Origin of the sequence: Streptomyces sp. MBT65 (assembly GCF_016612545.1) — a bacterium.
In the GTDB taxonomy this organism is placed as follows: domain Bacteria; phylum Actinomycetota; class Actinomycetes; order Streptomycetales; family Streptomycetaceae; genus Streptomyces.
Map to the genome: position 1 here is coordinate 36,925 of NZ_JAENRY010000008.1, position 25,909 is coordinate 62,833.

A 25,909-nucleotide genomic window follows, 5' to 3' on the forward strand; every position below is an offset into this window, starting at 1 on the left:
CTTCCTGATCACGAAGGTGCTAGGCCGCCGCACCGGCGACGGACTGGCGCACGGGCCCGCGCCGGGCTCCCGAGGAGGGGCGGCGACGCCCCCTGGAGGCGCTGCGCTTGGGGCGTTCGGCTACGGGTGCGGTGATGACGACCGGGATGCCGGAGGGAGTCTGGGCACCGGTGATGCGGTTCAGTTCGGCCTCGCCGGAGCGGACCTCGGTGATCTGCGGCCGGATCCCGGCGTCCGACATGAGGCGGGCCATGCCGCGTCGCTGGCCGGGTGTCACGAGGGTGACGACGCTGCCGGACTCGCCGGCGCGGGCGGTACGGCCACCGCGGTGGAGGTAGTCCTTGTGGTCGGTCGGCGGGTCGACGTTGACGACCAGGTCGAGGTTGTCGACGTGAATGCCTCGCGCCGCCACATTGGTCGCCACCAGCACGCTGACGTGCCCCGTCTTGAACTGGGCGAGTGTGCGGGTGCGCTGCGGCTGCGACTTGCCGCCGTGCAGCGCGGCGGCCCGGACCCCGCTGTTGAGGAGGTCCTGAGTCAGGCGGTCCACGGCGTGCTTGGTGTCCAGGAACATGATCACCCGGCCCTCGCGGGCGGCGATCTCGGTCGTGGCGGCGTGCTTGTCGGCGCCGTGGACGTGCAGGACGTGGTGCTCCATCGTCGTGACCGCACCGGCCGACGGGTCGACCGAGTGCACGACGGGGTCGGTGAGATAGCGGCGCACCAGCAGGTCGACGTTTCGGTCCAAGGTGGCGGAGAACAGCATCCGCTGCCCCTCCGGGCGCACCTGGTCGAGCAGTGCGGTGACCTGCGGCATGAAGCCCATGTCGGCCATCTGGTCGGCCTCGTCCAGCACCGTGATGCCCACCTGGTTCAGACGGCAGTCGCCGCGGTCGATGAGGTCCTTGAGCCGGCCCGGGGTCGCGACGACGACCTCGGCACCGCCTCGCAGCACGCTGACCTGCCTGCCGATCGACATCCCGCCCACCACAGTGGCGAGCCGCAGCCTGACGGAGCGGGCGTACGGAGTGAGCGCGTCGGTCACCTGCTGCGCCAGCTCACGCGTCGGTACGAGGATCAGTCCCAGCGGCTGGCGGGGCTCGGCACGCTGTCCGGCCGTGCGGGCGAGCAGGGCGAGGCCGAAGGCGAGAGTCTTGCCGGAACCGGTGCGCCCACGGCCCAGGACGTCACGGCCCGCCAGAGTGTTCGGCAGCGTCGCGCCCTGGATCGGGAACGGTGCACTCACACCCTGCCTGCCGAGTTCGGCCAGCAGTTGCTCGGGCATGTCGAGATCGGCGAAACCCTCAACGGCAGGCAGCGCGGGGGTGATCGTCTCAGGGAGCGCGAACTCACCCTGCACCGCGGCGGGTCGGCGGCCGTAACCGCCGGAACGCACAGGCCCGCCGGAACGGCGCGGTGCCGACGAGCCGTAGCGGCTGCCGCCCCTCCCTGCGTCGGCACTGCCATTACGGGTGCGGGCAAAGCGGTCGTTCGTACGTGTGCGGTTCATGCGGAACCTTCCTCGATGTGGCACATATCAAGGAATTCCCGCAGCGTTGAGCAGCATGGAGAACCACAAGTATGGACCGACGGCAAAAGCAAAATACAAAAGAAAGCAGATCTGGCCGACGGAAATCCACGCGGGCGCAGGTGCTGAAATGGGTGACGTGACAGGGACGGGCAATCGGGGTGTCGACCGCGGTGCGGCTCTTCAGGACGGGGTGCATCTCTGAAGGATGAGTCGTGCCTGGCAAGGCCGCGGATTCCTCCGAGCCGTCCCGCTGATGAAACAGTCACGGGAAACGCGTGCAGCTGGGGCCCGCACCCCGAAGGATGCGGGCCCCAGCTACAGAGTGCTCGTCAGCGTCAGGCCGGAACGATGTTCTCGGCCGTCGGGCCCTTCTGGCCCTGCGCGATGTCGAAGCTCACCTTCTGGCCTTCCAGCAGCTCGCGGAAACCCTGGGCGGCAATGTTCGAGTAGTGGGCGAACACGTCAGCGCCGCCACCATCCTGCTCGATGAAGCCGAAGCCCTTTTCCGCGTTGAACCACTTCACGGTGCCAGTAGCCATGTCATATCTCCTTCGGGGCAGTACATCGGAATCCACACTGTGCGGACACCGTGTCGCCGCAATGATTACCCCGCCCGGAAAACGACCGGAAATACAAAAGCGCTCTCCCCGGCCGAAGCCGAGTGGAGCACTTGAAGTTTCGGGAACCAAAACTGCAACTGAGATCAACAGTAGCACGCCACCACGGCCCCGTCGGTTAACTAATTCCACTCCGCTCATTGCGACAAAAACTCTCGCTGCATGGTCCGGCAAACCCTCACCTCACAAACACAGTTATTGACTCACTCGCAGGGCAACGTTCCGGAAAAGCGGAGTCGCCGGCCGCAACCAGGGCCGCGTGGGCGAGGGACATGGCCACCCCGGAACCTGCCCCTGCACCCGCAACTGAGACCGGAACTGGGACCGGGGACCGCCGCACGGCCCCCTCCCGTGCCCGCCGCCGCATCCGCTGAACGAAAAAGACCAGCTCAGACAGGGTCTGAGCTGGTCTTCAGGATGAGCCCCCTGTCGGATTCGAACCGACGACCTACGCATTACAAGTGCGTTGCTCTGGCCAACTGAGCTAAGGAGGCCTGCCCGTGTGCGGGACGCCCGTGAGGCGGGCGCGATCACGTGCCTGGTGCAGTGTACCCAGGTCCCCGTCGCGCCCTGTCGAAAATTTCCGCGAAGTTCACATGCCCTCAGGTACTGACAGACCAGTCAAACGCCAGGTACCGTCCGTCCCAGTTCACTCGCGTGGACTACACCACCACCTTCCTACAACGGATCGTCCGGCACGTTCCTGCCGGTAGAAGGGGGCCTTCACCATGGCCACTGTTTCGTTCGACAAGGCGACCCGGATCTACCCGGGCACCGAGAAGCCCGCCGTCGATGGTCTGGAGATCGAGGTCGGGGACGGCGAGTTCCTCGTCCTCGTCGGTCCGTCCGGCTGTGGCAAGTCCACCTCGCTCCGCATGCTCGCGGGGCTCGAGGACGTCAACGCCGGCGCCATCCGCATCGGTGACCGCGACGTCACGCACCTGCCGCCGAAGGACCGGGACATCGCCATGGTGTTCCAGAACTACGCGCTGTACCCGCACATGACGGTCGCCGACAACATGGGCTTCGCGCTCAAGATCGCCGGCGTCAACAAGGCCGAGATCCGCCAGAAAGTGGAGGACGCGGCGAAGATCCTCGACCTGACCGACTACCTGGGCCGCAAGCCGAAGGCCCTGTCCGGCGGTCAGCGCCAGCGCGTCGCGATGGGTCGCGCCATCGTGCGTGAGCCCCAGGTCTTCCTCATGGACGAGCCGCTGTCGAACCTCGACGCCAAGCTCCGTGTCTCCACCCGTACGCAGATCGCCTCGCTGCAGCGCCGCCTCGGCATCACCACCGTCTACGTCACCCACGACCAGGTCGAGGCCATGACGATGGGCGACCGGGTGGCCGTGCTCAAGGACGGTCTGCTCCAGCAGGTCGACAGCCCCCGCAACATGTACGACCGCCCCAAGAACCTCTTCGTGGCCGGCTTCATCGGCTCCCCCGCCATGAACCTGATCGAGGTCCCGATCACCGACGGCGGCGTGAAGTTCGGCAACTCGGTCGTCCCGGTCAACCGCGAGGCCCTCAAGGCCGCCTCCGACAAGGGCGACCGCACGGTCACCGTCGGCGTCCGCCCCGAGCACTTCGACATCGAGGAGCACAACGGCGAGGCCGCGAAGTCCCTCACCAAGGACTCCGAGGACGCCCCGGCCGGTCTCGCCGTCTCCGTGAACGTCGTCGAGGAGCTGGGCGCCGACGGTTACGTCTACGGCAGCGCCAAGGTCGGCGACGACCTCAAGGACCTCGTCGTCCGCGTCAGCGGCCGCGCCGTGCCGGACAAGGGCGCCACGCTCCACGTGGTCCCGCGTCCGGGCGAGATCCACGTGTTCTCGACCTCCACGGGCGAGCGCCTCACCGACTGACCGGTCCGATCGCCGACCGGCCGGCCCACCCGCCGGTCGGTCTCATGCACCGAGCCGGTCTCATCCACCGCGCCGGTCTCACCGACTGGTCAAACGTTCCCAGGAAGGGCCCCGCGGTTCGCCGCGGGGCCCTTCCCGTTGCCCGGAGTCGGCCGACCGTGTCGACAAATACCCCGGCAGACCGGTCATTTCGAGCAGTGTTCGTCAACGCCCTACCCAATTCGAGGCACCAATCCATCCCCCAAATTGGTGACTAAATGTCGCCAAATCATTACCGGGCGCTACCCTCACACGCGTGAAGCACTCCAATAACCAACAGCCGCGACGCGGCCGGGGCCCCGCCCGCCGGGTCGGCCGCACGCTCGCCCTCGTCCTGCCCGTCGTCATGGTGCTCTCCGGGACCCTCGCGGTCACCCGGGTCAACTGGTCGGGGAGCCCCTCCAGCTCGATGCTCACCGCGACGGACGTCACGGCGGCGCGCGGGGCCTCCTCACGGGCCGCCGCACGCGCCCCGCAGGACATCCTGCGCGACCAGCTCCTGACCGAGCTCCAGGACAAGAACCCCGGCGTCGTCCTGACCCACCTCCAGGAGGCGGTGAACGGCCAACCCTCGCTCGCCGGCCACTGCACCTCCATCGCCCGCGCACTGGGCCGCGCAGCAGTCCGTATCTACGGCGCCGCACGCGCCCAGTCCTACGCCCGCCCCGTGTGCGACACCGCGTTCGCCTCCGGGGTCATGGCCGCGCACAGCTGACCCGGAGCCGGCGCCCGGAGTAGGAGGTCGGTAACGGCTGATTAAGGAACGGTTGCAGCCGAAAGACACGGTGGGGCCGCCACGTACAGTTCGGGTCATGACCGATCCGAACGCCGCGCCGCGCCCCACCCAAGCCGTGATCCTGGCCGGTGGCCAGGGATCCCGGCTGCGCCCGTACACCGACGACCGGCCCAAGCCGATGGTCGAGATCCCCGGCACGGGGACGCCGATCATCGGCCATCAGCTCGTCTGGCTCGCCGAAGAAGGCGTGACCGACGTGGTGGTCAGCTGCGGACATCTCGCCGAGGTGCTGCAGGACTGGCTGAAAACCGCCGATCTGCCGGTCGACGTGACCACGGTCGTCGAGACGGAGCCGCTGGGCCGCGGCGGCGGCCTCAAGTACGCCGCCGCGCGTCTGCCCCGGCCGGACAAGGCGTGGTACGCCACCAACGGCGACATCTGGACGCGCTTCTCGCTGCGCGACATGGCGGACTTCCACACCGAGCGCGACGCGGTCGCCACACTCGCCCTGGCCCGGCCTCGGATCCCCTGGGGGGCCGTGCAGACGGACGGGTTCGGGCATGTCACGGACTTCATCGAGTCGCCCCCGACGCAGTACGCGATCAATGCGGGGGTGTACGTCTTCTCGCCCGAGTTCGCGGGGTTGTTGCCGGAGCGGGGGGACCACGAGCGGACGACGTTTCCGCACCTTGCGCGGGAGTTGAGGCTCGCCGGGTTCCCGATTCCTCAAGGGGCCTACTGGCGGGCCATCGACACCGCCAAGGACCTGACCGAGGCCGCCAAGGAGCTTGCCGCGCTGGGTCGTTGAGCGCCGGCCCTGTGTGGCTGAGCGCGCCCACGCGGCGGCGCCGCACACCGGAATGACACACGGCGATCGACACAGCCCCGCGCCCCTGAAAGACAGAACCGAAGAGGGCCCGCACCGAAAGGTGCGGGCCCTCTTCCTATGAGTCAGCCGAGTCAGCCGGTGGGTGGCCGGGTCAACAAGCCACCCACCGGCCCAGTTACCCCAACAGGCCGCCCACCAGGCCCGGCTGGCCGGAGGAGGACGAACCCCCGGTGCTGGAGCCGCCGTTGGAGCCGGTGCCGCCGCTGGTACCGCCGCCGGACGTGGGCCCGGAGGTGGTGCTGGGGGCCTGGCCGGCCGGGGAGGACTGCTGGGGCTGGGTGCGGCCCGCGGTGCCCTGGGTCTGGCTGGGGGCGCCGCCGGTGGCCGTACCGGTGGAGGAGGAGCGGGTCGCACCCGGCGTCGTCGCGGCCCCGGACGGCTTGGCCGAAGTCGCGGGACGGGACGGCGACTTGGAGGCCTTGGGGCTGCTGCTGTGGCTCTTCGTCGGCTCTCCGGGGAGCGGGGCGCCCGGCAGTTCGTTGCGCGGGGCCTCGCCGGGGCCGGGGACGACCACACGGCTGGAGTCGCGGACCGCGCCGCCGAGCAACGAGCCGACGAGCAGGGTGAGTCCGATGGCGACGGCCGTGACGAGCGCACCGCGGCGCAGGACGTAACGGCGCAACTCCCAGATCTCCGCGCGGGGTCCGAGGCGGCGCCAGGCACTGCCCGCGAGACGGCCGTCGACGGAGTACACCGGGGCACCCGCGATGATCAGCGGGGACCACGCGGCCAGATAGATGATGTCGGGCGCGTCGTAGGCCGGGACGGTCTTCCAGCTGACCGTGACGATCAGTGCCGCCGAGAGCAGCGCGCCGAAGACCGCGGCGACCCGCTGCCACAGGCCCAGGATCGTGAGGACGCCCACGATGACCTGGGCGAAGGCGATGACGAGCCCGGAGCCGACGGGGTGCTGGAGCGCGAACTGCCGTAGTGGCTCGGCGACTTCCCACGGGTGCAGGGTGTTGAGCCACTTCACCATCGAGCCGCGCTTGCCGCCGTCGAAGTAGACGGGGTCGCACAGCTTGCCCATGCCGGCGTAGATGGAGATGAAGCCGAGGAAGATGCGGAGCGGGAGGAGGACGACCCCGAGGTTCATTCGGCGGCCGGGGTAATAGGCGTGCCGTACCGGCTCGTTGGGGTTCCGCCGGGTGCGGCAGGCGCGTTCCGCCTCGTCGAAGTCCTCGAACTCCCCTTCCCCGTAGGCGGGTTCGTCGTAGGCGCTGCCCACCGTCCGCATGGGCGGCAGGAGTCGGGTCTCGCCGGTGTCGTGATCGCCGCCGCGCTGGGCGCCGACCACCGGGGTCTCGATGGTCTGCGCGGTCAGGTCGCCGTCGTAACCGCCGCTGTCGATACGGGGGATGACCTGCGTGGCTCCGGCGTCGCCGCCCGGTTCGTCGCCGTGCCGGACGCCCGTGCCGCGCACGGCCTGGAGCAGCCGGTGGGCGCCGGTGTCGTCGGGGGCGGACTTGCCGCTCCAGACGACGGGCCGGCGGCGCGCGCCGGTGGCGGCGGGGATCCGGCCGGAGGCATCGGTGGCGCTCAAGTGCCGTGCGATCCGCGGCGACGGGGAACGCGTCGAGGCGCCCAACTGCACGCGGAAGCTCGCATGATTGACGATGATCTGCGCCGGATCGCTCGGCACCTTCACCATGCTCAGCGCGGGAGCGTCGTCGAAGCCCGACGGGCCGTCCCCCGTGGGTGTGCGGGGTGTTCTGGTGTCCACACTCATCTAACCGAGTGACGTGTGTTTAGGACACTGCTTTGACTCGCCGGAAGTGTCCGGACCGCGTCAAGCGGGTGCCCCGCGCCCAGATTGCCCCGAGTGGGGGACGGTGCCGAACGCCCGTTCAGGAACGCTTGCGGGCCGCCTCGTAGAGCACGACCCCGGCCGCCACACCGGCGTTGAGGGACTCCGCGCCGCCCGGCATCGGGATGCGGACCCTGAAGTCACAGGTCTCGCCCACGAGTCGGGACAGGCCCTTGCCCTCGCTGCCGACGACGATGACCACCGGGCCTTCCAGCGCGGCGAGTTCACCGACCTCGTGCTCACCGTCGGCCGCGAGACCGACGATCGCGAGACCCGCCTTCTTGTACGCCTCCAGCGCACGCGTCAGGTTCGTCGCGCGGGCGACGGGCGTACGGGCCGCCGTACCGGCCGACGTCTTCCACGCACCGGCGGTCATGCCGGCCGCGCGACGCTCGGGGACGAGGACGCCGTGGCCGCCGAACGCGGAGACGGAGCGGACGATCGCGCCGAGGTTGCGCGGGTCGGTGATCCCGTCGAGGGCGACGATCAGCGGGTCCTCGCCCTTGTCGTAGGCCGCGTTGGCGAGGTCCTCGGCGTGCGCGTACTCGTACGCCGGGACCTGGAGGACCAGGCCCTGGTGGTTGAGGCCGTTGGTCATGCGGTCCAGCTCGGGGCGCGGGGCCTCCATGAGGTGGACGCCACCGCGGTCGGCGACGAGCTGGAGCGCCTCGCGCACCCGCTCGTCGTTGTCGATGAACTGCTGGACGTAGAGCGTGACCGCCGGGACGCCCTCGCGCAGCGCCTCCACGACCGGGTTGCGGCCGACGACCATCTCGGACGTGCCCTTGCCGCCGCGCCCGCGCGCGACCGGGCGGCGCTGGACCTGCTTGGCCTTGGCGTTGGCGACGCGGTTCTTCTTGTGGCCCTTGCGCGCCTCGGCGGGCGGGGTGGGGCCCTTGCCTTCGAGGCCCCTGCGCCGCTGGCCGCCACTGCCGACCTGCGCGCCCTTCTTGCCGGACATGCGGCGGTTGTTGGCTGCCATGACCTACCTGTCTGTTCAGAGTCTTTTCAGAAGCGTGTGGACGTACGTCTATGCAGTGTGCCGCCCGGAGGGCCGGGCGGCACAGTCGATCTTCGTTGACCGGGACGGGTTCAGCGTGGGCCGAGGGTCCAGCGCGGGCCCTGCGGGCCGTCCTCGATGACCAGGCCCGACTGGTTGAGCTGGTCGCGGATGGCGTCCGCGGTGCCCCAGTCCTTACGGCCCCGGGCGGCCTCGCGCTGGTCGAGGACCATGCGGACCAGGGTGTCGACGACGCCGTGCAGGTCCTCGCCGCGGTCGGTCTCGCCGGCCCACTGCGGGTCCAGCGGGTCCAGGCCGAGGACGCCGAGCATCGCGCGCACCTCGGCGAGGCGGGCCACCGCGGCTTCCTTGTCGTCGGCGGCCAGCGCGGAGTTCCCCTGCCGGACCGTGGTGTGCACGACGGCCAGGGCCTGCGGCACGCCCAGGTCGTCGTCCATCGCCTCGGCGAACGCGGGCGGCACCTCGGCCGCGGGCTCGACGACTCCCCCGGCCTTCTCCACCACCCGCTGCACGAAGCCCTCGATCCGCGCGAACGCGGACTCGGCCTCGCGCAGGGCCTCCTCGCTGTACTCGATCATCGAGCGGTAGTGCGGGGTGCCGAGGTAGTAGCGCAGGACGATGGGCCGCCACTGCTTGACCATCTCGCTCACCAGCACGCTGTTGCCGAGCGACTTCGACATCTTCTCGCCGCTCATGGTGACCCAGGCGTTGTGCACCCAGTACTGCGCGAAGTCGTCGCCGTAGGCCTTGGCCTGGGCGATCTCGTTCTCGTGGTGCGGGAAGATCAGGTCGAGGCCGCCGCCGTGGATGTCGAAGACGGGGCCCAGGTACTTGTGCGCCATCGCCGAGCACTCCAGGTGCCAGCCGGGGCGGCCGCGGCCCCACGGGGTCTCCCAGTCGGGCTCGCCCGGCTTGGTCGCCTTCCACATCGCGAAGTCGCGCGGGTCGCGCTTGCCGGTGATGCCGTCCTCGGAGGGCTGGCGGAGGTCGTCGATGTCCTGGTTGGACAGCTGGAGGTAGTCCGGGTACGAGCGCACGTCGAAGTAGACGCTGCCGTCGGCCTCGTACGCGTGACCGCGCTCGATCAGCCCGCGCATCATCTCGATCATCTCGGGGACATGGCCGGTCGCCCGCGGTTCGTACGTCGGCGGGAGGCAGCCGAGTGCCTGGTAGCCGTCGTTGAACGCGCGCTCGTTCTCGTAGCCGATGGACCACCAAGGGCGGCCCTGGTCACGGGACTTGGCGATGATCTTGTCGTCGATGTCGGTGACGTTGCGGATGAACGTGACGTCGTAGCCGCGGTGTTCGAACCAGCGGCGGAGGATGTCGAAGTTCAGCCCCGAACGGATGTGGCCGATGTGCGGGGCGGCCTGCACGGTGGCACCACACAGGTAGATCGAGACACAGCCCGCGGTGAGCGGGGTGAAGTCGCGAATCTGCCGGGCGCTGGTGTCGTACAGACGAATGGTCACGGTACAAGGGTAGTGGGCGGTACGGGGTGCGCGGGACCGTATGTCGGGTACCGGCCGGTGGGGGCTGGTCGCTCAGTTCCCCGCTCCCCCGAAAGCCGAGGCCGGACCGCTCAACCGCGTCTCACGACCAGCGCCGTCGCCACCGCCATCAGGCCCTCGCCCCTGCCCGGGAAGCCCAGGCCGTCCGTCGTGGCACCCGACACCGACACCGGAGCTCCCGCCGCCTCGGACAGCAGCTTCTGCGCCTCGTCCCGTCGCTTGCCGATCTTCGGACGCGGTCCTACGACCTGGACCGCGACGTTGCCGATGGTGAAGCCCGCCTCGCGGACGATGCGGGCCGCCTCCGTCAGCAAGGTGACGCCGGACGCGCCCGACCACTCGGGGCGGCCCGTGCCGAAGTGCTGACCCAGGTCGCCGAGGCCCGCCGCCGAGAAGAGGGCGTTGCAGGCCGCGTGGGCGACGACGTCCGCGTCGGAGTGGCCGGCCAGGCCCGGGCCCTCGCCCTCCCACTTCAGGCCCGCGCACCACAGCTCGCGGCCCTCCTCGAAGGCGTGGATGTCGGTGCCGATGCCGACCTGGGGCAGGGGGTACGGCTCAGAAGCCATCGTTCAGCCTCCTGCGGGCCAGGACCGCCTCCGCGAGGACGAGGTCCAGGGGGCGGGTCACCTTGAAGGCCTCCTCGTGGCCGGGGACGACCACGACCGTCAGGCCGAGCTGCTCGACCATGCTCGCGTCGTCGGTGACGTTCTCGGTGACCGTCTCGTGCGCGCGGACGAGCGTGGCGCGGTCGAAGCCCTGTGGGGTCTGTACGGCGCGCAGCCGGGCCCGCTCGGGGGTGGCGACCACCGGCTCCGGGTCGCCGGGGCGCGCGGCCGGCTCGACCTCCTTGACGGTGTCGGCCAGCGGCAGGGCCGGTACGACGGCGGGGGCTCCGTCCCGTACGGCCTCGATGACCGCGTCGACCGTGTCGACCGGGACGAGCGGGCGGGCCGCGTCGTGGACCAGGACGATGTCGTGGCCGGGGGGCAGCGCGTCCAGGCCGAGCTTCACGGACTCCTGGCGGGAGTCGCCGCCGGGGACGACCAGGAAGTCGGTGCGCTCGGGCAGCGCGTGCGCGTCGAGGAGGGTCTTGACCTCGGCGGCGCCGTCGGGCGGGGCCACGACGACGACCAGGGAGACCGCGCGGGAGGCGGCCAGGGCGCGGATCGCGTGGATGAGCATGGGGGTGCCGTTCAGCGCGCGTAGCGCTTTGGGGGCGCCCGGGCCGAGGCGTACGCCCCGTCCGGCGGCCGGGATCACGGCGGCGACGGAGGACTGCGCCTGCGAAGAGCGCGAATCGTCAGACATCGGTTCCTGTCAGGTTTGTGTGCTCGACCTACGTGGGTATGGCCTCAGGAGTGCCGGGCGCGACGCCTTGACCGGACCCTTCCGTGACACCGGTCGAGCCTGCTGCCCGGGCCCGGCACACCATTATCGGGGGTTTCTCGACGTAGCCCTGAACTGCCCCCGAACATGCCGAAGCGCCCGGCGACAGGGGGACTGTCATCGGGCACCACGGCATTTCAGTGTGCTGAGCAGGGCGTACCAGTCGCCTGCGTCAGGACGCGAGAACCTCGTCGAGCAGGGCCTCGGCCTTGTCCTCGTTCGTGTTCTCCGCGAGCGCGAGCTCACTCACCAGGATCTGGCGAGCCTTGGCGAGCATGCGCTTCTCACCTGCGGACAGTCCGCGCTCGCGCTCACGACGCCACAGGTCACGGACGACTTCCGCGACCTTGATGACATCGCCGGAGGCGAGCTTCTCGAGATTTGCCTTGTAACGACGCGACCAGTTCGTGGGCTCCTCGGCATACGGAGCGCGCAGCACCTCGAAGACCCGGTCCAGCCCGTCCTGACCGACCACATCACGTACGCCGACGAACTCCGCATTGTCCGCTGGCACACGCACCGTCAGGTCACCCTGAGCGACCTTCAGCACCAAGTAGGTCTTGTCCACGCCTTTGATCTGGCGAGTTTCGATAGCCTCGATCAGCGCGGCCCCGTGATGGGGATAGACCACGGTGTCGCCAACCTTGAACGTCATGTGACAGGTACCCCTTCCGTGGCTATCCAGGGTAACACGGAAACTGCGGGTTCTGAATGGCGTTTTCGCAGGTCAGGGCATATCTCGGGGCTTGACAACAGCAACAGGAACGTGCTGCGGACGCCGAGCGGAAGAGGGTATTCGCAGGTCGGAGCAGCTCTCCGGGCGAGGTGAAACGCGTACGTTACACACATCCGGAGGCGCCTCCAAGCGGTCTAACGTCCCCAAATGTCTGGTTCGAAGTGCCCGACTTCCGCTACTCCGTTCGGTGGGCGGAGCGCGGTACGGGACGAATCCGGAATTGATCACCGGGGCCCGCCGAGATGTCGTTGATCAATTCTCCGAGGTGCCGTGCATTCTTCACGGAAAATCCGCCGACGGACGGCTGAGCTGCTTATGTGAATGCCGGACGAGCACCGGGCACAAGTGACCCGCGAGTCACTTGGGGCACACGGGTACCCGGTTGAGGGAGGGTCGGGTGCGGTGGGGCGGGAACGGCTCGGTAACCTAAGGCCGCTGACAGACACTTAGGGCGGCTTTATTCGGGAGTCGCCCTGCTCCGCCCACGTTCAAGGAGTAGCCGCCGCCGTGAGCAGCAGCCTTCGACGCGGCGCCCTCGCCGCCGCCACCATCGCGTTCTCGATCGCCTCGCTCGCCGCGTGCGGTGCCGGCAACGACGCCCAGACGCTGGAGGTCAAGCCGGACAACGCGGCGGCCTCCGTGGGCGACATCAAGGTGCAGAACGCGCTCGTCATCACCCAGCCCCTCACCGGGTCCGGCACCGAGGGCGCGGGCCCGGCGGTGATCTCCGCGACCCTGTTCAACACCGGCGTCAAGGACCAGACCCTGGACTCCGTCAGCGTCGACGGTGCCGGCAGCGCCACGCTCACCCCCGCGAAGGGCAAGGGCAAGCTGGTCGTCCCGGCCGGCGGCTCGCTGATCCTGGGCGGCAAGGGCAACGCCTCCGCGGCGCTGGCCACCCCCGGCGACAGCCTCCTGGACGGCAACGCCCAGAAGGTCACCTTCACCCTCAGCTCGACCGGCGGGGTGGGCCTGAGCGCCTTCGTCGTCCCGGCCGACAGCTACTTCACCAAGTGGGGCCCGACCGCGATCCCCACGGCCGCCCCGGGCGCCTCCGCGACCACCTCCGCCTCCCCGAAGCCGGGCAAGAGCACGTCGGCCACCCCGACCGACTCGGCCTCCGCGAGCGCGACGTCCTCGGAGTCGGCCACCACCGGCTGAGCGACAGTCGTACGGCTACGACGATGGGCGGGACCTCTGCGCAGAGGTCCCGCCCATCGTCGTAGCACCACTGAGCGTGTGCTCGCGGTTTACGGCTCGAACTTGTAGCCGAGGCCACGCACCGTCACCAGGTACCGCGGCGCGCCCGGGTCCGGCTCGATCTTTGCGCGGAGGCGCTTGACGTGGACGTCCAGGGTCTTGGTGTCGCCCACGTAGTCGGCGCCCCAGACTCTGTCGATGAGCTGCATGCGGGTCAGTACGCGGCCCGCGTTGCGCAGGAGCATCTCCAGCAGGTCGAACTCCTTGAGGGGCAGGTCGACCTTGGAGCCGGAGACCGTGACCACGTGGCGATCCACGTCCATGCGGACCGGACCTGCCTCGAGGGCGGCCGGGGTGACCTCCTCGGGCTCGCCGCGGCGGCGCAGGACGGCCCGGATACGGGCGACCAGTTCGCGGGACGAGAAGGGCTTGGTGACGTAGTCATCGGCTCCTATTTCCAGGCCTACGACCTTGTCGATCTCGCTGTCCTTGGCGGTCACCATGATGACGGGAACGTTGGAGCGGCCGCGCAACTGGCGGCAGACCTCCGTGCCGGGCAGCCCCGGCAGCATCAGGTCGAGCAGGACGAGGTCGGCGCCGTTGCGCTCGAACTCGTCGAGCCCGTCGGGCCCGGTGGTCGCGATGGCGACCTCGAAGCCCTCTTTGCGGAGCATGTACGACAGGGCGTCGGAGAAGGACTCCTCGTCCTCGACGACGAGCACTCGGGTCACGGAAGGACCTCCGGGGCGGGAAGCGGTTCGTACGGGGATGGTTCAGGGGACCCCTCGACCTCGTCGTCGAGGTCGGGGTGCTGGTGGGCACGGTCGCGGGCCGCACCCGCCTCCGGCAGCCTCAGGGTGAACGTGGAGCCCTGTCCCTCGGAGCTCCACACCGTGACCTCCCCGCCGTGCGAGGCGGCCACGTGCTTGACGATCGCCAGTCCGAGACCCGTACCGCCGGTGGCCCGCGAGCGGGCCGGGTCGACACGGTAGAAGCGCTCGAACACGCGCTCCTTGTCCTTCTCGGAGATGCCGATGCCCTGGTCGGTGACGGCGACCTCGATGTGGTCGCCGCCGCCCGCGCTGACCCGGCGGGCGGCTATGCCGACGCGGGTACGGGCGGGCGAGTAGTTGACGGCGTTCTCGACCAGGTTTCCGAGGGCGGCGGCCAGCTGGCCCCGGTTCCCGTAGACATGCAGGTCGGCGGTGCCGCCGGCGGCCATGGTGATCTGCTTGGTGCCGGCCTGGTGCCGGCAGCGGTCGATGGCCTCGGCGACGAGTTCGTCGACGCGGACGGGTTCGGCGTCTTCGAGGGGGTCGTCGTTCTGGACCCGCGACAGGTCGATGAGCTCCTGCACGAGATTGGTCAGGCGCGTGGCCTCGATCTGCATCCGGCCGGCGAAACGCTCCACCGCCTCAGGATCGTCGGAGGCGTCCATGACCGCCTCCGACAGGAGGGAGAGCGCGCCGACGGGGGTCTTCAGTTCGTGGCTGACATTCGCCACGAAGTCTCGTCGTACGGCCTCGATACGGCGGGCCTCGGTGAGGTCCTCCACGAGGAGCAGGACGAGCCGGGAGCCGAGCGGCGCCACCCGGGCGGAGACCGCGAGGGCCTCCCCGCGGCCGGTGCCGCGCCGGGGCAGATCCAGCTCGACCTGGCGTATCTCGCCGTCGCGCCGGGTGTCCCGGGCCATTTGGAGCATCGGGTCGACGGAGAGTTTCCCGCCGCGGACCAGTCCGAGGGCGTACGCCGCCGAGCTGGCCTTGACCACGGCGTCCGCTTCGTCGAGGACGACGGCCGAGGAGCGGAGCACCGAGAGCACGGTGTCCACACCCGGCGGAAGCACCGGGTCCGTGTGCAGGGAGGTCCTGGTCGGTCGTTTCTGGTCGCGTTCGCTCCAGCGGAACGCCAGCATGGCGATGACGCCGGTGAGCACCCCGGCGATCGCTGCCGCTGCGGCGACCGCCGCGTTCACGTCCATGCCCCCAGGTTAGGCATGGGATACCTCCTGGCCACAGCCATCGGAGTGCGACCTCGAACACTCGTCGCCCAGAGTTCACCTTGGAGCCAGTATTGGTTCATTTGGGGTGGCGGAAACCGTCGCGTAGGAGCGGGAACGTGGGAGCGTGGGGTGGAAGGGCCGGTTTTTAGTCACAGTCTGACGGGCCCGGGGCCCCTGAGCCCCCGAAGCGAACGTAGGAGAGGGAACCCTGATGCGGGACGCGTACCACGAGGAACTTGACTCGATCGGTGACGGTCTGGTGGAGATGGCCCGGCTGACCGGGTCGGCGATCGGACGCGCCACGACGGCGATCCTGGACTCCGACCTGAAGCTGGCCGAGAGCGTCATCGAGGCCGACAAGAAGGTCGACGACCTCCAGCACGACCTGGAAGCACGGGCCATAGCCCTGCTGGCCCGGCAGCAGCCGGTGGCGACGGACCTGCGCATCGTCGTCACGTCCCTGCGCATGTCGGCCGACCTGGAGCGCTCCGGCGACCTCGCCCAGCACGTGGCGAAGCTGGCCCGGCTGCGCTTCCCGGAGCGCGCGGTGCCGCACGACCTGCACGCGACCATCCTGGAGATGGGCCAGCTCGCGCAGCGTCTGATGGCGAAGGCGGCCGAGGTCATCATCACGAAGGACGTCGACCTGGCGCTCCAGCTGGAGCAGGACGACGACGCGATGGACCTGCTGCACCGCACGCTCTTCCAGCACCTGCTGGACGACAAGTGGAAGCACGGCATCGAGACCGCGGTCGACGTGACACTGCTCGGCCGCTACTACGAGCGTTTCGCGGACCACGCGGTGTCGGTGGCGAAGCGCGTGGTGTTCCTGGTGACGGGTGAGCACGCGGACGAGATCCAGCCGGACATCCAGCCGGTGACGGGGGCGGAGGGGGCGTAAGCCTGCCGACCAGGGGGGTCGGAAGCTGTGGGGTCGGTTCTAACCGCTGTCACCGTCCGTGACTGGTTAGATCCGACCCCAGCCTCTGGAGGGTGCCGGGTGCGGGGCGGAGACAGGCCGGTCGGGGCGGAAGCCTCAATGCGCCGTTGATGCGCCCAGCGGAGCGGGCATCCAATGGGCACAGGCACCAGCCTCTAGGAGGACCCATGGCCGAATCCCCCGCCACCACGCCGGACCCGACGCAGGAGCGCGAGACGCAGCAGCCCGCCGAGATCAAGAGCCTCCCGCTCTTCGGCGCCTGCGGCTGCGGCTCGGGCTGCGGGTGCGGGTGCCAGTCCGGCAATCCGTGCCAGTGCGGCTGACCGACGTGCAGAGCCCTTGATTCCGTCGAAGGGGCTCCTGGTGCTTCACGGCACCGGGGGCCCCTTCGTCGTGCTCGGTCGCCGCGAGCGCCGTACGGGCGCAGCATGGAAGGAACGGAAGGAGGTGCGCGGTCATGGCTCAGTACATGGACGTACACCATGGAATGAAGGGCATCACGGCCGACGAGCTGATGGCGGCCCACAAGGCGGATCTCGCCGTGGAGCGGGACGAGGGGGTCCACTTCGAGCGGGCCTGGGCGGACCCGGAGAGCGGAACCGTCTACTGCCTGTCGGAGGCGCCGTCGCCCGAGGCGGTCCAGCGCGTCCATGAACGTGCGGGACACCGGGCGGACGAGGTGCACGCGGTGCCGTACTCGATCTGACCACCGGCCAGCCCCACCCCCGACCGGGTGGGGCGCTCCATGGTTCCTCGAGGCGCGCGACGGCATCGTAGAAGGAAGCCGGTCCCCCAGGGGCCCTCGTCCGGAAGGAACGTCCCATGGAATCAACGCAGTTCACGAACGCGGACTCCACCACGGTCCCCGGCGAGAACGCCCTCGCGCCGCTGCTGGCCGCGTGGGACCTGGCGCACCCCGCCGCGGGCGACCCCGAGTGGCGGCACGTGCTGGACGAGATCGCGCACCCCCGCACCACGGAGGCGTTCCAGCGCCTCGCCGGGTCCGCCGTCTGAGTCAAGAGGGCCGATCGTCAGGGCCGTTCGTGCATTGAGTGCTGTTTGGGCAAAGGGTTCGGCATCGGCAGTTCAACTGTCTTGTCCTGTGCATGTCTCACTGGGTGAGATGCACGCAGACCATTGCGTGCAACTCGTGACCACCCAGGGGGCATTCATGCGCACAGCCCACAACAGACGTGCCATAGCGGCTTCTACGGCCGCCATCGCCGCCCTCGCCGCCGCCGCGCTGGCGACCGCGCCGCTGGCCGGCATCAGCGCCGCCGCGCCCGCCGCCGTACCGCAGACGAAGGTGATCCCGGCCATCACCGGGCACACCCTCGCGCGTGACGTGCCCAGCCCGCTCACCAGCGAGCAGTGCGAGGCCAAGTGGCAGATCGCGTGCTACAACCCGTTGCAGTACCGCACCGCGTACAACCTCAACTCGCTTTACAAGAAGGGCATTACGGGCAAGGGGCGGACGATCGTCATCGTCGACTCGTTCGGGTCGCCGACGATCCAGCACGATCTCGACGTCTACAGCAAGCAGTTCGGCCTGAAGAGCGCCAAGGTCAACGTGGTCAAGTGGGGCAACGTCCCCGTCTTCGACCCCACCAACGCGGACATGACCGGCTGGGCCGGCGAGACAACGCTGGACGTCGAGATGGCCCACGCGGTCGCGCCCGACGCGAAGATCGTGCTGGTGGAGACGGCGGTCGCCGAGACCGAGGGCGTGACCGGTCTGCCGGAGATGATGGACGCCGAGAAGCACCTGATCGACCACGGTGTCGGCGACGTCATCACGCAGAGCTTCGGCGCCACGGAGAACACCTTCCCCGGCTTCGACCAGGGCGACTTCTCCAGCATCAAGAAGCTCCGCTACGCCTTCGAGGACGCCAACCGCAAGCACGTCACCGTCCTCGCCTCCTCCGGCGACGGCGGCGCCACCGACTACAACCTGGACGGCTCGGCCTTCTACGACAAGCCGGTCAACTCCTGGCCTTCCTCCGACCCGTTGGTGACGTCGATCGGCGGCACGCAGCTCCACCTGAACGACAAGGGCGACCGGGTCACGCCGGACAGCGTCTACAACGACTACGGCGCGGGCGGCGGCGGCCAGTCCCACGTGTTCGCGCGCCCGTCCTTCCAGAACGGCGTGAAGAGCGTCGTCGGCACCCAGCGCGCCACGCCCGACGTGTCGATGGCCGCGGCGGTCAACGGCGGTGCGTGGACGTACTCCAGCTTCGACCCGACGGCGATCGGCTGGGACGTCTACGGCGGCACGAGCGAGGCCAGCCCGCTCTTCTCGGGCATCATCGCCCTCGCGGACCAGGCGGCGGGACACCGGGTGGGCAACATCAACTCGGCGCTGTACGCGCTCGCTCGGCACGGCGCCAAGAGCAACGGCATCGTGGATGTGAACGACGGCACGAACAACACGTACGCGGGCGTGACCGGTTACACGGCGGTCAACGGCTACGACATGGCGACGGGCGTGGGCACGGTGGACGCGCTGCGGTTCGTTCCGGCGCTGGCGAAGGCGAGTTGGCGACGCTGAGGTATCGCTGACGCGGCACGCGTTCGACGGCCCGGGTGCTCGCGCACCTGGGCCGTCCGCGTGTTCACCGTCGTCCTCACATGCTGATCGACTGGGCGTACGTGACCTGGTTCAGCACGTACACGACCTGCTCGCGGGACTGCACCGGGATCATCGTGGAGTGGTGCCGGCCACCGCTGTTGACGCTGACCTGCACGAAGCCGGTGGTGACGCGTTCCTTCATGAGAAGAAACAGCAGCCCGACGAAGCAGAGCAGGAAGAAGACCACCGCGAGCACGATCGCGTGCGGCGGAATCCGTTCCTCGGTACGCGACATGTCGGTAGCCGTCCACACCGCCCCTCTGAGCGGCATCGGCCCGGCCGGACTCACGATGGTGTCACCGTTGATCGCGATGTCCCCAAGGGTCAACATCGGGGCGCTGTAAGGAACTTGGGCCTGCGGATACGACTGCGGCTGAGGCGGCACGGCCTGCGGGTAACCGTACCCACCCTCGGCGTAGGGACCGCTGGACGGCCCGCTGTACGGGTTCTGTCCGGGCGGCTGTTCCGGCGGTGGGCCGGGGTATTGGTTCGCCATGGGTGCTCTTCCCCCCGAGAGTGCGTATGAACTGCGCCGAGCGCTCATCCTCTCGCCCGGTCACATCCCCTATCTACGTAATGACAAGAAATAAGCGGGGCATCGCCATTCGCGTCATTCAGGCGTGGGCGTGGACGACGTAGGTGCCGACGCCGATTTCCGATGCCGGGCGAACCGGCGCCCCGCCACATAGAGGTTGACCAGCAGCACCGCCCCTCCCGCGACAGGCCAGCCGACGGAGCCCCCCTCGCGATAGGTCTGGACCCCCATCACCAGCAGCAGGACACCCACCACCGGCCCCATCAGGTCAAGGAGGAGGTCCAGACGCCGCATGACTGTCGAAAAGTCGACCATGGCTTGATCGTGACAGGGGGTGGGGGCCGTTGCCAAGGGCTGTTGTCGCCTGCTGGGGAGGGCGGTTGGGGCGCTCGGGACTCGCCTTGGCGGCGGTGAGCTCGTCATCGATCCCGGTGCCCAGGTGCTCGATGTCGCCAAGGTCGTACGGCAGTTGACGGGGCTCAGTCTCTGGCGCGGCAAGCTGCTGGTGACGGAGGTGCCTGTCGTGGCTCTCGGTGGTGTGCCGGAGGCGGACGCCGAGGTGGCGGGGGCGGAGGCCGAGATTCGGGAGTGGCAGCCGCCGAACCCGCCGATGCCCTGAGCCATGCCCAGCGGCGTCGGAATCGGATCGGAAGCGGGTGGTGGCTACCCGCGGAAGCGCCGGCGGCGGTGCACTGGGACCCGGTGAGGCCGGGTGGCGGTGGCGGGCCAGTGACCGGTGGGCGATGCCGCGTGGGGGAGCCGTAGATGCGGAGGAACCCGTCGGAGCGGGGGATGGACGCCGAGGTCCGCCCGGTCTCACCTCGGGGGCGGGGTCCGGCACTGGCACCGGCTCGGGGGCTGGCTCTGGCAACGGCAGCGGCTTGGGGTCGGGCTCGGACTCCGGGTCCGGCACCGGCTCGGACTCTGACTCAGGGGCTCGCACCGGCTCGGGCTCGAGGTCTGGCGCCGACTCGGGCTCTGGTATCGACCCGGGCTCAGGCTCGGTGGCCTCAACTTCCTTGTCTGTCCTGGTCATTCACCCCGGTCCGGCCCCGGCGCCGGCTCCAGGTCCGGGACCAGTTCGTGGAATCGCCGCTCGACCGGCGACAGGTCGGTGCTGGCCAGGTCCTCCGGGCGGACCACTATGCGGAGTTCGGGGGTGAGCGCGGGATAGCGGCGGCACGCGGTGATGAACGAGTCGACGATCAGGCCCACGAGTTGGCTGCGGTCGAGGTCGGTCACCCGGGCGAGCCCGGAGCCGATGAGCGGGACGGCGACCGGTCTGAACAGGCCGTGCACGGCCACCGAGGCCCAGAGGTGGTCCAGGCCGGCCCGCAGATCCTCGTCACCGGACCTGGCCACCAGGTCGTTGCCGAGCCGCGAATAGGCGACCGCGAAGATCCGCCGGCCGTCGACGGGCACGGCAACCGTCGTACCCACCGGATACCGCACCCGTCGACCACGCGGCTTGGCCCGCGCGCTCTCCGTGCCGACGGCCCGCACGGTACGCAGCCCGGCCTTCAACTTCTCGTCCAGCAGGCGCCGTCGGCCGCCGAAGAGCCGCTCGACCAGCTGACTCTGCACGCTGTCGCGGCTGATGACGATGTCCTGGTCGGTCTCCGTGTCGAAGGTGTCGGTGAAGCCGACCACCAGATTGCAGTCCGTCTGCTCGAACAGGTCACCGCGCACGAGGACCACATCCGCCCGCTGACCGGGCAACGGGACCCGGTGGCGCAGCAGTTCGGCACCGTGCCGGGCGCGCAGCGCGGCCCGCAGCGTGTCCAGGGTGCGCACCGCGTCGAGGTCGTCGGGATGGTCACGGACGATCAGCTCCGCGACCGGCAGCGCGAGCTCCGGGCGCCCCAAGTCGGCCTGCACACGGACCAGTTCACGCCGCGCGGAGTCCAACAGACCGGTGAGCCGACGGATGAACGGGTCGGCGAACGTCTCGCCGTTGACCTCGGCCAGCGGCCGCCCGCGGATCAGCCCCAGCGCCTCGGCGAGCTCATGCGCGGCGGTCGCGGGCGGAGCCAGCAGCGCGGTCCCGACGACCGCCGTGAACCGCGCGCTGTCCAGTTCCTCGGGCCGCAGCACCAGACGGTAGGCGGTCTCCGGACCGTGCACGGTGACCTGCTGCTCGGTGCGCAGCACGCGCGCGGCGGTGCCGTCCTGACCGGGATCGAGCGCGCGCCGCAGCTCCAGGACGCGCTTCTGCACCTCGTTGCGATTGCGCTGGTCCAGATGGCGCGGCCCGTCCGCCAACCCCCATACGTCCCGCCGCAGTTGACGCACCGGAACGGCCTCGCCCTCGGCGGCCACCAGACGGACCAGCAGCCGGGTGGTCAGCGGCGTCAGCCTGACCGGAATCCCGTCGACGTCGAGCTGGACCGGCCCCAGCACTTTGACCTGAATACGCACTCGTCCATCGGCCACCCGCGTCGCCCCCGCCGCGCCCCTGTATCACCCTGTGTCACCGAGAAGTGACAAGAAGATTATCATGAGGCCTTGGAGAAACCGTGTGGCCCAACTCCGCATACCCCTACGCTTTTTGAGGCTCTACGGCACCGGCCGCGCCCGAAGGGTTTTCGCCCGCAACACGATGGTGGCGTTCGGCGGAATATCGGCGGTGCTTCAGTTCGTCGGGCAATTCTTCCCCCGGAGCTTTCCCGATCCCGGCACGGTCACGGTGGTGTCGGTGGTGGCATGCGTGGTGTGGGGTCTGGTCCAGGCGCGCCCGGTGCCCCGGGTGGAGCAGGTGTTCCGGCGGCCCGATCTGACGGTCGTGGTCGAGGCGGGCGACCTGTTCGACCAGCCGGCGCATCTCGTCATCGGGTTCTGCGACACCTTCGACACCGCGTCGGCGGACGGCGAGGTCATCAACGCGGCCAGCGTGCAAGGGCAGTTGCTGCTCCGGCGCTACGACGATGACGTACGGCGCCTGGACGCCGAACTGCTCGCGGCGCTCGCCGGGGTCGCACCGGTCGCACGGGAGGACCGGGACCGTAAGCCGCTGGGCAAACTGGACCGGTACCCGGTCGGCACGGTGGCGGTCCTGGGCGCCCGGCCGCAGTTGGTGTTCGCGGTCGCGTACAGCCGTATCGGCAACGACTGTGTGGCCGCGTCCAGTGTGGAGGAACTCTGGCTCGGGCTCGGCCGGTTGTGGGACGCCCTGCACCGGCACGCCCAACTGGAGCGGGTGGCGATGCCGTTGGTCGGATCGGGGCTGTCCCGGCTCGATCACCTCGACCAGGACAGCCTGCTGCGGCTGATCCTGATGTCCTTCGTCGCCCGGTCCCGGGAGGGCGCGGTCTGCCGGGAGTTGAGGGTCGTGGTGCGGCCCGCAGATCTGGAACGGATCGATATGCGGGAGGTGGCGGCCTTCTTGAGAGTTCTCGCGTCTGGACTGGACCACGCCTGAAAGGAAAAGGGGGACGGACGCCGAAGCGTCCGTCCCCCTCCCCCCTTATTTCCTTTCGCTGTGATTCAGGCGAGCCGGCGATACGCGGAGAGGTTCTGGAAGTAGCGGGTGTCGCGCCATTCCGGCCGACTGTCGTCGAGTTGGCAGCCGGCCAGTTTCAGCCGCGCGGCGATCTTCGCGAGGGAGGCCTCCGTGCCGTCGAACCGGATGACGTTGATGCCCGCGGTGTCGGCGACATGCCGTAGCCGGCCGACCTCGACGATGACGGTCCGCTCCGGGTAGGCCATCAGCACCATGCCCAGCTCGATCAGCACGTTCTGCCGCGGCTGGCCGGTGAGTTGGGTCTCGTCGTCCCGTTCGCGGTTGCCGAGCAGATGCGGGTGGAGCTTGGCGACGTCGTCCGGGGTGAGCAGCACCAGGGCGGCCTGCGCCTGCGCCGGTGCGTTCATGACCACCTCACCGAGGAAGGGCGAGGGCTTGCCGGTGGCCCGCACCAACTCCTCCCACTCCAGGGGCCGTAGGTCGAGCCGGCGCAGCAGCCCGAACATCGCCTGCCGCACCTCTTCGTCCCGGCCGTGCACGACGAAGACGCTACGGCCGCGGTCGTGACCGGCGGGCGCCTGCCCGGAGGGCTGGTCGCCCGTCTGGTCGGAGGCCTGCGCCTCGGCGGCCGAAGTCGCGGGCGCCGCATGGTAGTTGTAGCCGAAGCCCTTGTTCTCCCCGCCGAGGATGACCTGGCTGTTGTCCCCGAACGTGTGGCTCTCGCTCATGACGGACCCCCTCCTCCGCTGCCGGACGAACCCGAATCGGCGCCCGGCGGATGGTAGTTGTACCCGAAGTTCTCGTTGTGCCCGCCGAGGATCGCCTGAGCGTTGTCCCCGAAAAGGATGTTGGTCTGCGCGCGGTCGTGGTCGGCGAGATCCACGTCGTGCTCCTCCAGGAACTGCCGGATGGTGTGCAGCAGTCGGCGCTCGACGATCTGCGAGTACTTCAGCGCGTCGGTCTTCTGGAAGAAGTGGTGGTAGGTGTCGCTGGTGGCCATCTCCCGGACGCTGGTCAGCGCGCCGCAGTCCACCGACGCGTTCGCGTAGCGGGCGAGCCGGAACTCGCTGGTGTCGACCGTCGCGCCCGCGGCCGTGAACTCGATGGTGGACCGCCCGCCCCGCCGGGGCCGCACCCACCGGCGCACCCGCTGCGGCAGGAACCGCTCGGGGAACAGCCGCAGCGGCCACAGCCAGAACGCCACGCACCAGCGCGGCACGGCCTTGACCATGTCCCACGCGACCCGCACCGCGAGCCGGGCGTCGAAGGAGTCAGGCAGTTGGTCGACGAGGTGGAACTCCCTTACCAGCGGCCCGAGTACGTAGGTGTAGAACTCGGTGTGCAGGGTGTCGCCCTTGAGGTCGAACCCGACGAAGATCGAGGTCACCAGCTCCTCGTTCCAGGATCCGACGCGCACGCACAGGTACTCGCGGGCCGCGTCGTAGTCCTCCCGCCAGTGGATGTCCGGCAGATCGTCCATGCCGGGCAGCTGGGACCAACCGCCGCCCAGCGTACGGTCGTTGGTGCGGATCGCCGTCGTGTAGCGGCGCTGCTCGACGGCCAGCCCCTCGATCCGTTCGTCCTGGCGGACCTCGTCGCGCAGTTCCGCGTCCATCCGGGCGGCGACGTACGAGGTGATCTTGTGGACGGTGAACGGCTTGACCGGTTTGCGTTCCACGTCGTCCAGGTCGGCCCCGGATCCCGTCCCGTTGACGTCGAAGTCCTTGCGCGCACCGAGGCGGTTCTTGGGCGCGCCGAGCAGGAGTTGGGCGTTCGCCCAGTCGCGCAGGGGCAGACCGGCGCCGACGAAGGGCCGGAACCCGCCGTAGAAGACCAGGCCTTCGTGGCTGCCCTGCTCGGAGTCGATCTTGCCGATCAGGGCAGGGGTGAGCCTGCCGTTGGCGGGATAAGCGCCGTCGAAGCCGCCGGCCGGGCCGGTCTCCTTCAGGCGGGTCATCAGGATGTGCAGGGTGACGACCCGGCGCAGATAGGCCGCGCCCCACAGCACCCAGAACAGGAGCTGCGCGCCGACGAAGGGACCGAGCGCGCCGTTGCTCAGCAGGATCAGCAGCAGGACCGCCGAACCGGCGCCGACTCCCCATTGGATACGGCGCAGTCGGCGCGCGGCGAGGGCGTGGGCGAGGACCGACACGGCGTCGTAGCCGTACGACGGCGCGACCACTCTGAAGCGTTTCCTGACCAGTTCGCGGATGACGTCCTTGCGGTAGCCGGGGTCGAGGTAGGTGCCCGCGGACAGCAGGCGGGTGGCCTTGGTCCGCGCGTACACGCGGGCGACCTGGGGCGGCGCCCCGGGCGGCGGCGGGACGGGCGGATAGCGGTGCGGTGCCTGTGTGCTCACGATGGTTCAGCGCTCCACTCGTGCGGGTCGGTCAGCCGATCGGGGTTGCCGTGCCGTGGGTGATCACACCGTCGAGCACGGTGTAGGCGGCGTTGTACGCGTGCGAAGTGCCGTCCGTCTGAAGGGCGTTGAGGACCACCGTCACCACGGTCCCCCGCACGGACACCTGGCTGATGGTGTCGCGCTGCGTGGTGGCGTAGCCCGCGACGAACGCGTCGTAGTCGGGGTCACCCAGGTTCTTGCCACCCATGGCCCAAGCCGTCGAGTAGTCACGGTTGTTGATCGCGGCGAAGTAGGCGGTGACGACGGCTTCCGGCTCCGCAGCGGTGGCGGTGGCGGTGCCTGTCGGGGTCGCCTGGTCCGTCGGGGTCGCGTCGCCCGTCGGGGTGGCCTCGTCGGTCGGGGTCGGGTCGGGCGTGGCGACCGGGTCGGAGGCGCCGTAGGGGCTCGCGGCGACGGATTGGGTGTACGTGTACGAGTACGACGCAGTGGGCGGGGTCCACGGCTGGGCCTGCGCGCCTCCTCCCCCGCTCGAGAAGGAACCGTCGACCAGCCCCAGCAGCAGGACGAGCAGCAGGGGCACCCCGATGACGGTGAGCCCCCAGGTGCGGGCGGCTCCGGGGGGCGGTATCAGGCCGCCGGC

The 25,909-nt window shown here is 69.6% G+C and carries 28 protein-coding genes and 1 tRNA gene; 12 read left to right on the forward strand and 17 right to left on the reverse strand.

Annotated elements, in window-relative coordinates; genetic code table 11:
* Positions 1–19 precede the first annotated feature (19 nt).
* Positions 20–1,510 (reverse strand): DEAD/DEAH box helicase, encoded by a 1,491-nt coding sequence (locus JHN63_RS03890; protein ID WP_200677243.1) that lies wholly within the window; start codon positions 1,508–1,510, stop codon positions 20–22.
* Between the two features lie 46 nt (positions 1,511–1,556).
* Here JHN63_RS03890 and JHN63_RS03895 point away from each other — a divergent pair, with 46 nt between their 5' ends.
* A complete protein-coding gene (locus JHN63_RS03895; RefSeq protein WP_200677244.1) occupies positions 1,557–1,733 on the forward strand; it encodes a hypothetical protein in 177 nt (58 codons plus the stop codon).
* Between the two features lie 133 nt (positions 1,734–1,866).
* Here JHN63_RS03895 and JHN63_RS03900 read toward each other — a convergent pair whose 3' ends face one another.
* Together JHN63_RS03900 and JHN63_RS03905 are read right to left on the reverse strand one after the other, a co-directional pair.
* A complete protein-coding gene (locus JHN63_RS03900) occupies positions 1,867–2,070 on the reverse strand; it encodes a cold-shock protein (protein ID WP_004986771.1) in 204 nt (67 codons plus the stop codon).
* A 498-nt stretch (positions 2,071–2,568) separates the two neighbouring features.
* A tRNA-Thr gene (locus JHN63_RS03905) sits at positions 2,569–2,642 on the reverse strand.
* A gap of 234 nt (positions 2,643–2,876) precedes the next feature.
* On the opposite strand from JHN63_RS03905, the gene JHN63_RS03910 reads away from it, so the two are divergent.
* The 3 genes from JHN63_RS03910 (at position 2,877) to JHN63_RS03920 (ending at position 5,596) form a co-directional block, all read left to right on the forward strand.
* Complete coding sequence (locus JHN63_RS03910; protein ID WP_200677245.1) at positions 2,877–4,013, forward strand: ABC transporter ATP-binding protein; 1,137 nt, start codon at positions 2,877–2,879, stop codon at positions 4,011–4,013.
* Between the two features lie 295 nt (positions 4,014–4,308).
* Positions 4,309–4,767 carry a hypothetical protein gene (locus JHN63_RS03915; RefSeq protein ID WP_200677246.1) on the forward strand — a complete coding sequence of 153 codons (459 nt, stop codon included), beginning with the start codon at positions 4,309–4,311 and terminating at the stop codon, positions 4,765–4,767.
* A 97-nt stretch (positions 4,768–4,864) separates the two neighbouring features.
* Positions 4,865–5,596 carry a nucleotidyltransferase family protein gene (locus JHN63_RS03920; RefSeq protein WP_200677247.1) on the forward strand — a complete coding sequence of 244 codons (732 nt, stop codon included), beginning with the start codon at positions 4,865–4,867 and terminating at the stop codon, positions 5,594–5,596.
* Positions 5,597–5,792: 196 nt separating this feature from the next.
* Here the strand turns inward: JHN63_RS03920 and JHN63_RS03925 are convergent, their stop codons facing one another.
* From JHN63_RS03925 to JHN63_RS03950, 6 genes are all read right to left on the reverse strand, one after another.
* Positions 5,793–7,406, reverse strand: a complete 1,614-nt coding sequence (locus tag JHN63_RS03925) for a DoxX family protein (RefSeq protein WP_200677248.1) — start codon at positions 7,404–7,406, stop codon at positions 5,793–5,795.
* A gap of 118 nt (positions 7,407–7,524) precedes the next feature.
* Positions 7,525–8,466: a 23S rRNA (guanosine(2251)-2'-O)-methyltransferase RlmB gene (rlmB, locus tag JHN63_RS03930; protein ID WP_200677249.1), complete on the reverse strand. Its 942-nt coding sequence runs from the start codon at positions 8,464–8,466 to the stop codon at positions 7,525–7,527.
* A 110-nt stretch (positions 8,467–8,576) separates the two neighbouring features.
* Positions 8,577–9,977, reverse strand: coding sequence for a cysteine--tRNA ligase (cysS, locus tag JHN63_RS03935; RefSeq protein WP_200677250.1), 1,401 nt, complete (start codon positions 9,975–9,977; stop codon positions 8,577–8,579).
* A gap of 110 nt (positions 9,978–10,087) precedes the next feature.
* The gene (ispF, locus tag JHN63_RS03940) at positions 10,088–10,582 is read right to left on the reverse strand and encodes a 2-C-methyl-D-erythritol 2,4-cyclodiphosphate synthase (protein ID WP_200677251.1); all 495 of its coding nucleotides are present in this window, start codon (positions 10,580–10,582) and stop codon (positions 10,088–10,090) included.
* A complete protein-coding gene (gene ispD / locus JHN63_RS03945; protein WP_200677252.1) occupies positions 10,572–11,324 on the reverse strand; it encodes a 2-C-methyl-D-erythritol 4-phosphate cytidylyltransferase in 753 nt (250 codons plus the stop codon). Before ispD ends, ispF begins: the two co-directional genes overlap by 11 nt.
* 250 nt (positions 11,325–11,574) lie before the next feature.
* Positions 11,575–12,057 (reverse strand): CarD family transcriptional regulator, encoded by a 483-nt coding sequence (locus JHN63_RS03950; protein ID WP_003953493.1) that lies wholly within the window; start codon positions 12,055–12,057, stop codon positions 11,575–11,577.
* Between the two features lie 588 nt (positions 12,058–12,645).
* On the opposite strand from JHN63_RS03950, the gene JHN63_RS03955 reads away from it, so the two are divergent.
* Positions 12,646–13,299, forward strand: coding sequence for a DUF461 domain-containing protein (locus JHN63_RS03955; protein ID WP_200677253.1), 654 nt, complete (start codon positions 12,646–12,648; stop codon positions 13,297–13,299).
* 89 nt (positions 13,300–13,388) lie between these two features.
* Here the strand turns inward: JHN63_RS03955 and JHN63_RS03960 are convergent, their stop codons facing one another.
* Together JHN63_RS03960 and JHN63_RS03965 are read right to left on the reverse strand one after the other, a co-directional pair.
* Positions 13,389–14,069 (reverse strand): response regulator transcription factor, encoded by a 681-nt coding sequence (locus JHN63_RS03960; RefSeq protein ID WP_009340348.1) that lies wholly within the window; start codon positions 14,067–14,069, stop codon positions 13,389–13,391.
* Positions 14,066–15,319: a cell wall metabolism sensor histidine kinase WalK gene (locus JHN63_RS03965; RefSeq protein ID WP_033281263.1), complete on the reverse strand. Its 1,254-nt coding sequence runs from the start codon at positions 15,317–15,319 to the stop codon at positions 14,066–14,068. Before JHN63_RS03965 ends, JHN63_RS03960 begins: the two co-directional genes overlap by 4 nt.
* 232 nt (positions 15,320–15,551) lie before the next feature.
* Between JHN63_RS03965 and phoU the strand changes: the two genes are divergently transcribed.
* The 5 genes from phoU (at position 15,552) to JHN63_RS03990 (ending at position 18,831) form a co-directional block, all read left to right on the forward strand.
* Complete coding sequence (phoU, locus tag JHN63_RS03970) at positions 15,552–16,241, forward strand: phosphate signaling complex protein PhoU (RefSeq protein ID WP_200677254.1); 690 nt, start codon at positions 15,552–15,554, stop codon at positions 16,239–16,241.
* 206 nt (positions 16,242–16,447) lie between these two features.
* A complete protein-coding gene (locus JHN63_RS03975) occupies positions 16,448–16,603 on the forward strand; it encodes a hypothetical protein (RefSeq protein ID WP_019062518.1) in 156 nt (51 codons plus the stop codon).
* 134 nt (positions 16,604–16,737) lie between these two features.
* Positions 16,738–16,986 carry an SCO4226 family nickel-binding protein gene (locus JHN63_RS03980; protein ID WP_200677255.1) on the forward strand — a complete coding sequence of 83 codons (249 nt, stop codon included), beginning with the start codon at positions 16,738–16,740 and terminating at the stop codon, positions 16,984–16,986.
* A 116-nt stretch (positions 16,987–17,102) separates the two neighbouring features.
* Positions 17,103–17,294 carry a hypothetical protein gene (locus JHN63_RS03985; RefSeq protein ID WP_200677256.1) on the forward strand — a complete coding sequence of 64 codons (192 nt, stop codon included), beginning with the start codon at positions 17,103–17,105 and terminating at the stop codon, positions 17,292–17,294.
* A 157-nt stretch (positions 17,295–17,451) separates the two neighbouring features.
* Positions 17,452–18,831, forward strand: a complete 1,380-nt coding sequence (locus tag JHN63_RS03990) for a S8 family serine peptidase (protein ID WP_200677257.1) — start codon at positions 17,452–17,454, stop codon at positions 18,829–18,831.
* A 76-nt stretch (positions 18,832–18,907) separates the two neighbouring features.
* Here the strand turns inward: JHN63_RS03990 and JHN63_RS03995 are convergent, their stop codons facing one another.
* On the reverse strand, positions 18,908–19,408 hold the full coding sequence (locus JHN63_RS03995; protein WP_200677258.1) for a hypothetical protein: 501 nt from the start codon (positions 19,406–19,408) through the stop codon (positions 18,908–18,910).
* Positions 19,409–19,522: 114 nt separating this feature from the next.
* On the reverse strand, positions 19,523–19,762 hold the full coding sequence (locus JHN63_RS04000) for a hypothetical protein (protein WP_200677259.1): 240 nt from the start codon (positions 19,760–19,762) through the stop codon (positions 19,523–19,525).
* Between the two features lie 124 nt (positions 19,763–19,886).
* Between JHN63_RS04000 and JHN63_RS04005 the strand changes: the two genes are divergently transcribed.
* Complete coding sequence (locus tag JHN63_RS04005; protein WP_307781807.1) at positions 19,887–20,066, forward strand: hypothetical protein; 180 nt, start codon at positions 19,887–19,889, stop codon at positions 20,064–20,066.
* A 413-nt stretch (positions 20,067–20,479) separates the two neighbouring features.
* On the opposite strand, the gene JHN63_RS04010 is transcribed toward JHN63_RS04005, so the two are convergent.
* Positions 20,480–21,865: a macro domain-containing protein gene (locus JHN63_RS04010; RefSeq protein ID WP_307781808.1), complete on the reverse strand. Its 1,386-nt coding sequence runs from the start codon at positions 21,863–21,865 to the stop codon at positions 20,480–20,482.
* Positions 21,866–21,944: 79 nt separating this feature from the next.
* Here JHN63_RS04010 and JHN63_RS04015 point away from each other — a divergent pair, with 79 nt between their 5' ends.
* Positions 21,945–22,865 carry a macro domain-containing protein gene (locus JHN63_RS04015; RefSeq protein ID WP_234476101.1) on the forward strand — a complete coding sequence of 307 codons (921 nt, stop codon included), beginning with the start codon at positions 21,945–21,947 and terminating at the stop codon, positions 22,863–22,865.
* Between the two features lie 65 nt (positions 22,866–22,930).
* Here the strand turns inward: JHN63_RS04015 and JHN63_RS04020 are convergent, their stop codons facing one another.
* From JHN63_RS04020 to JHN63_RS04030, 3 genes are all read right to left on the reverse strand, one after another.
* Positions 22,931–23,635 (reverse strand): TIR domain-containing protein, encoded by a 705-nt coding sequence (locus tag JHN63_RS04020; protein WP_200677261.1) that lies wholly within the window; start codon positions 23,633–23,635, stop codon positions 22,931–22,933.
* A complete protein-coding gene (locus tag JHN63_RS04025; RefSeq protein WP_200677262.1) occupies positions 23,632–25,266 on the reverse strand; it encodes a hypothetical protein in 1,635 nt (544 codons plus the stop codon). Before JHN63_RS04025 ends, JHN63_RS04020 begins: the two co-directional genes overlap by 4 nt.
* 31 nt (positions 25,267–25,297) lie before the next feature.
* The coding region (locus JHN63_RS04030; RefSeq protein ID WP_200677263.1) for a hypothetical protein at positions 25,298–25,909 on the reverse strand (612 nt) is incomplete at its 5' end.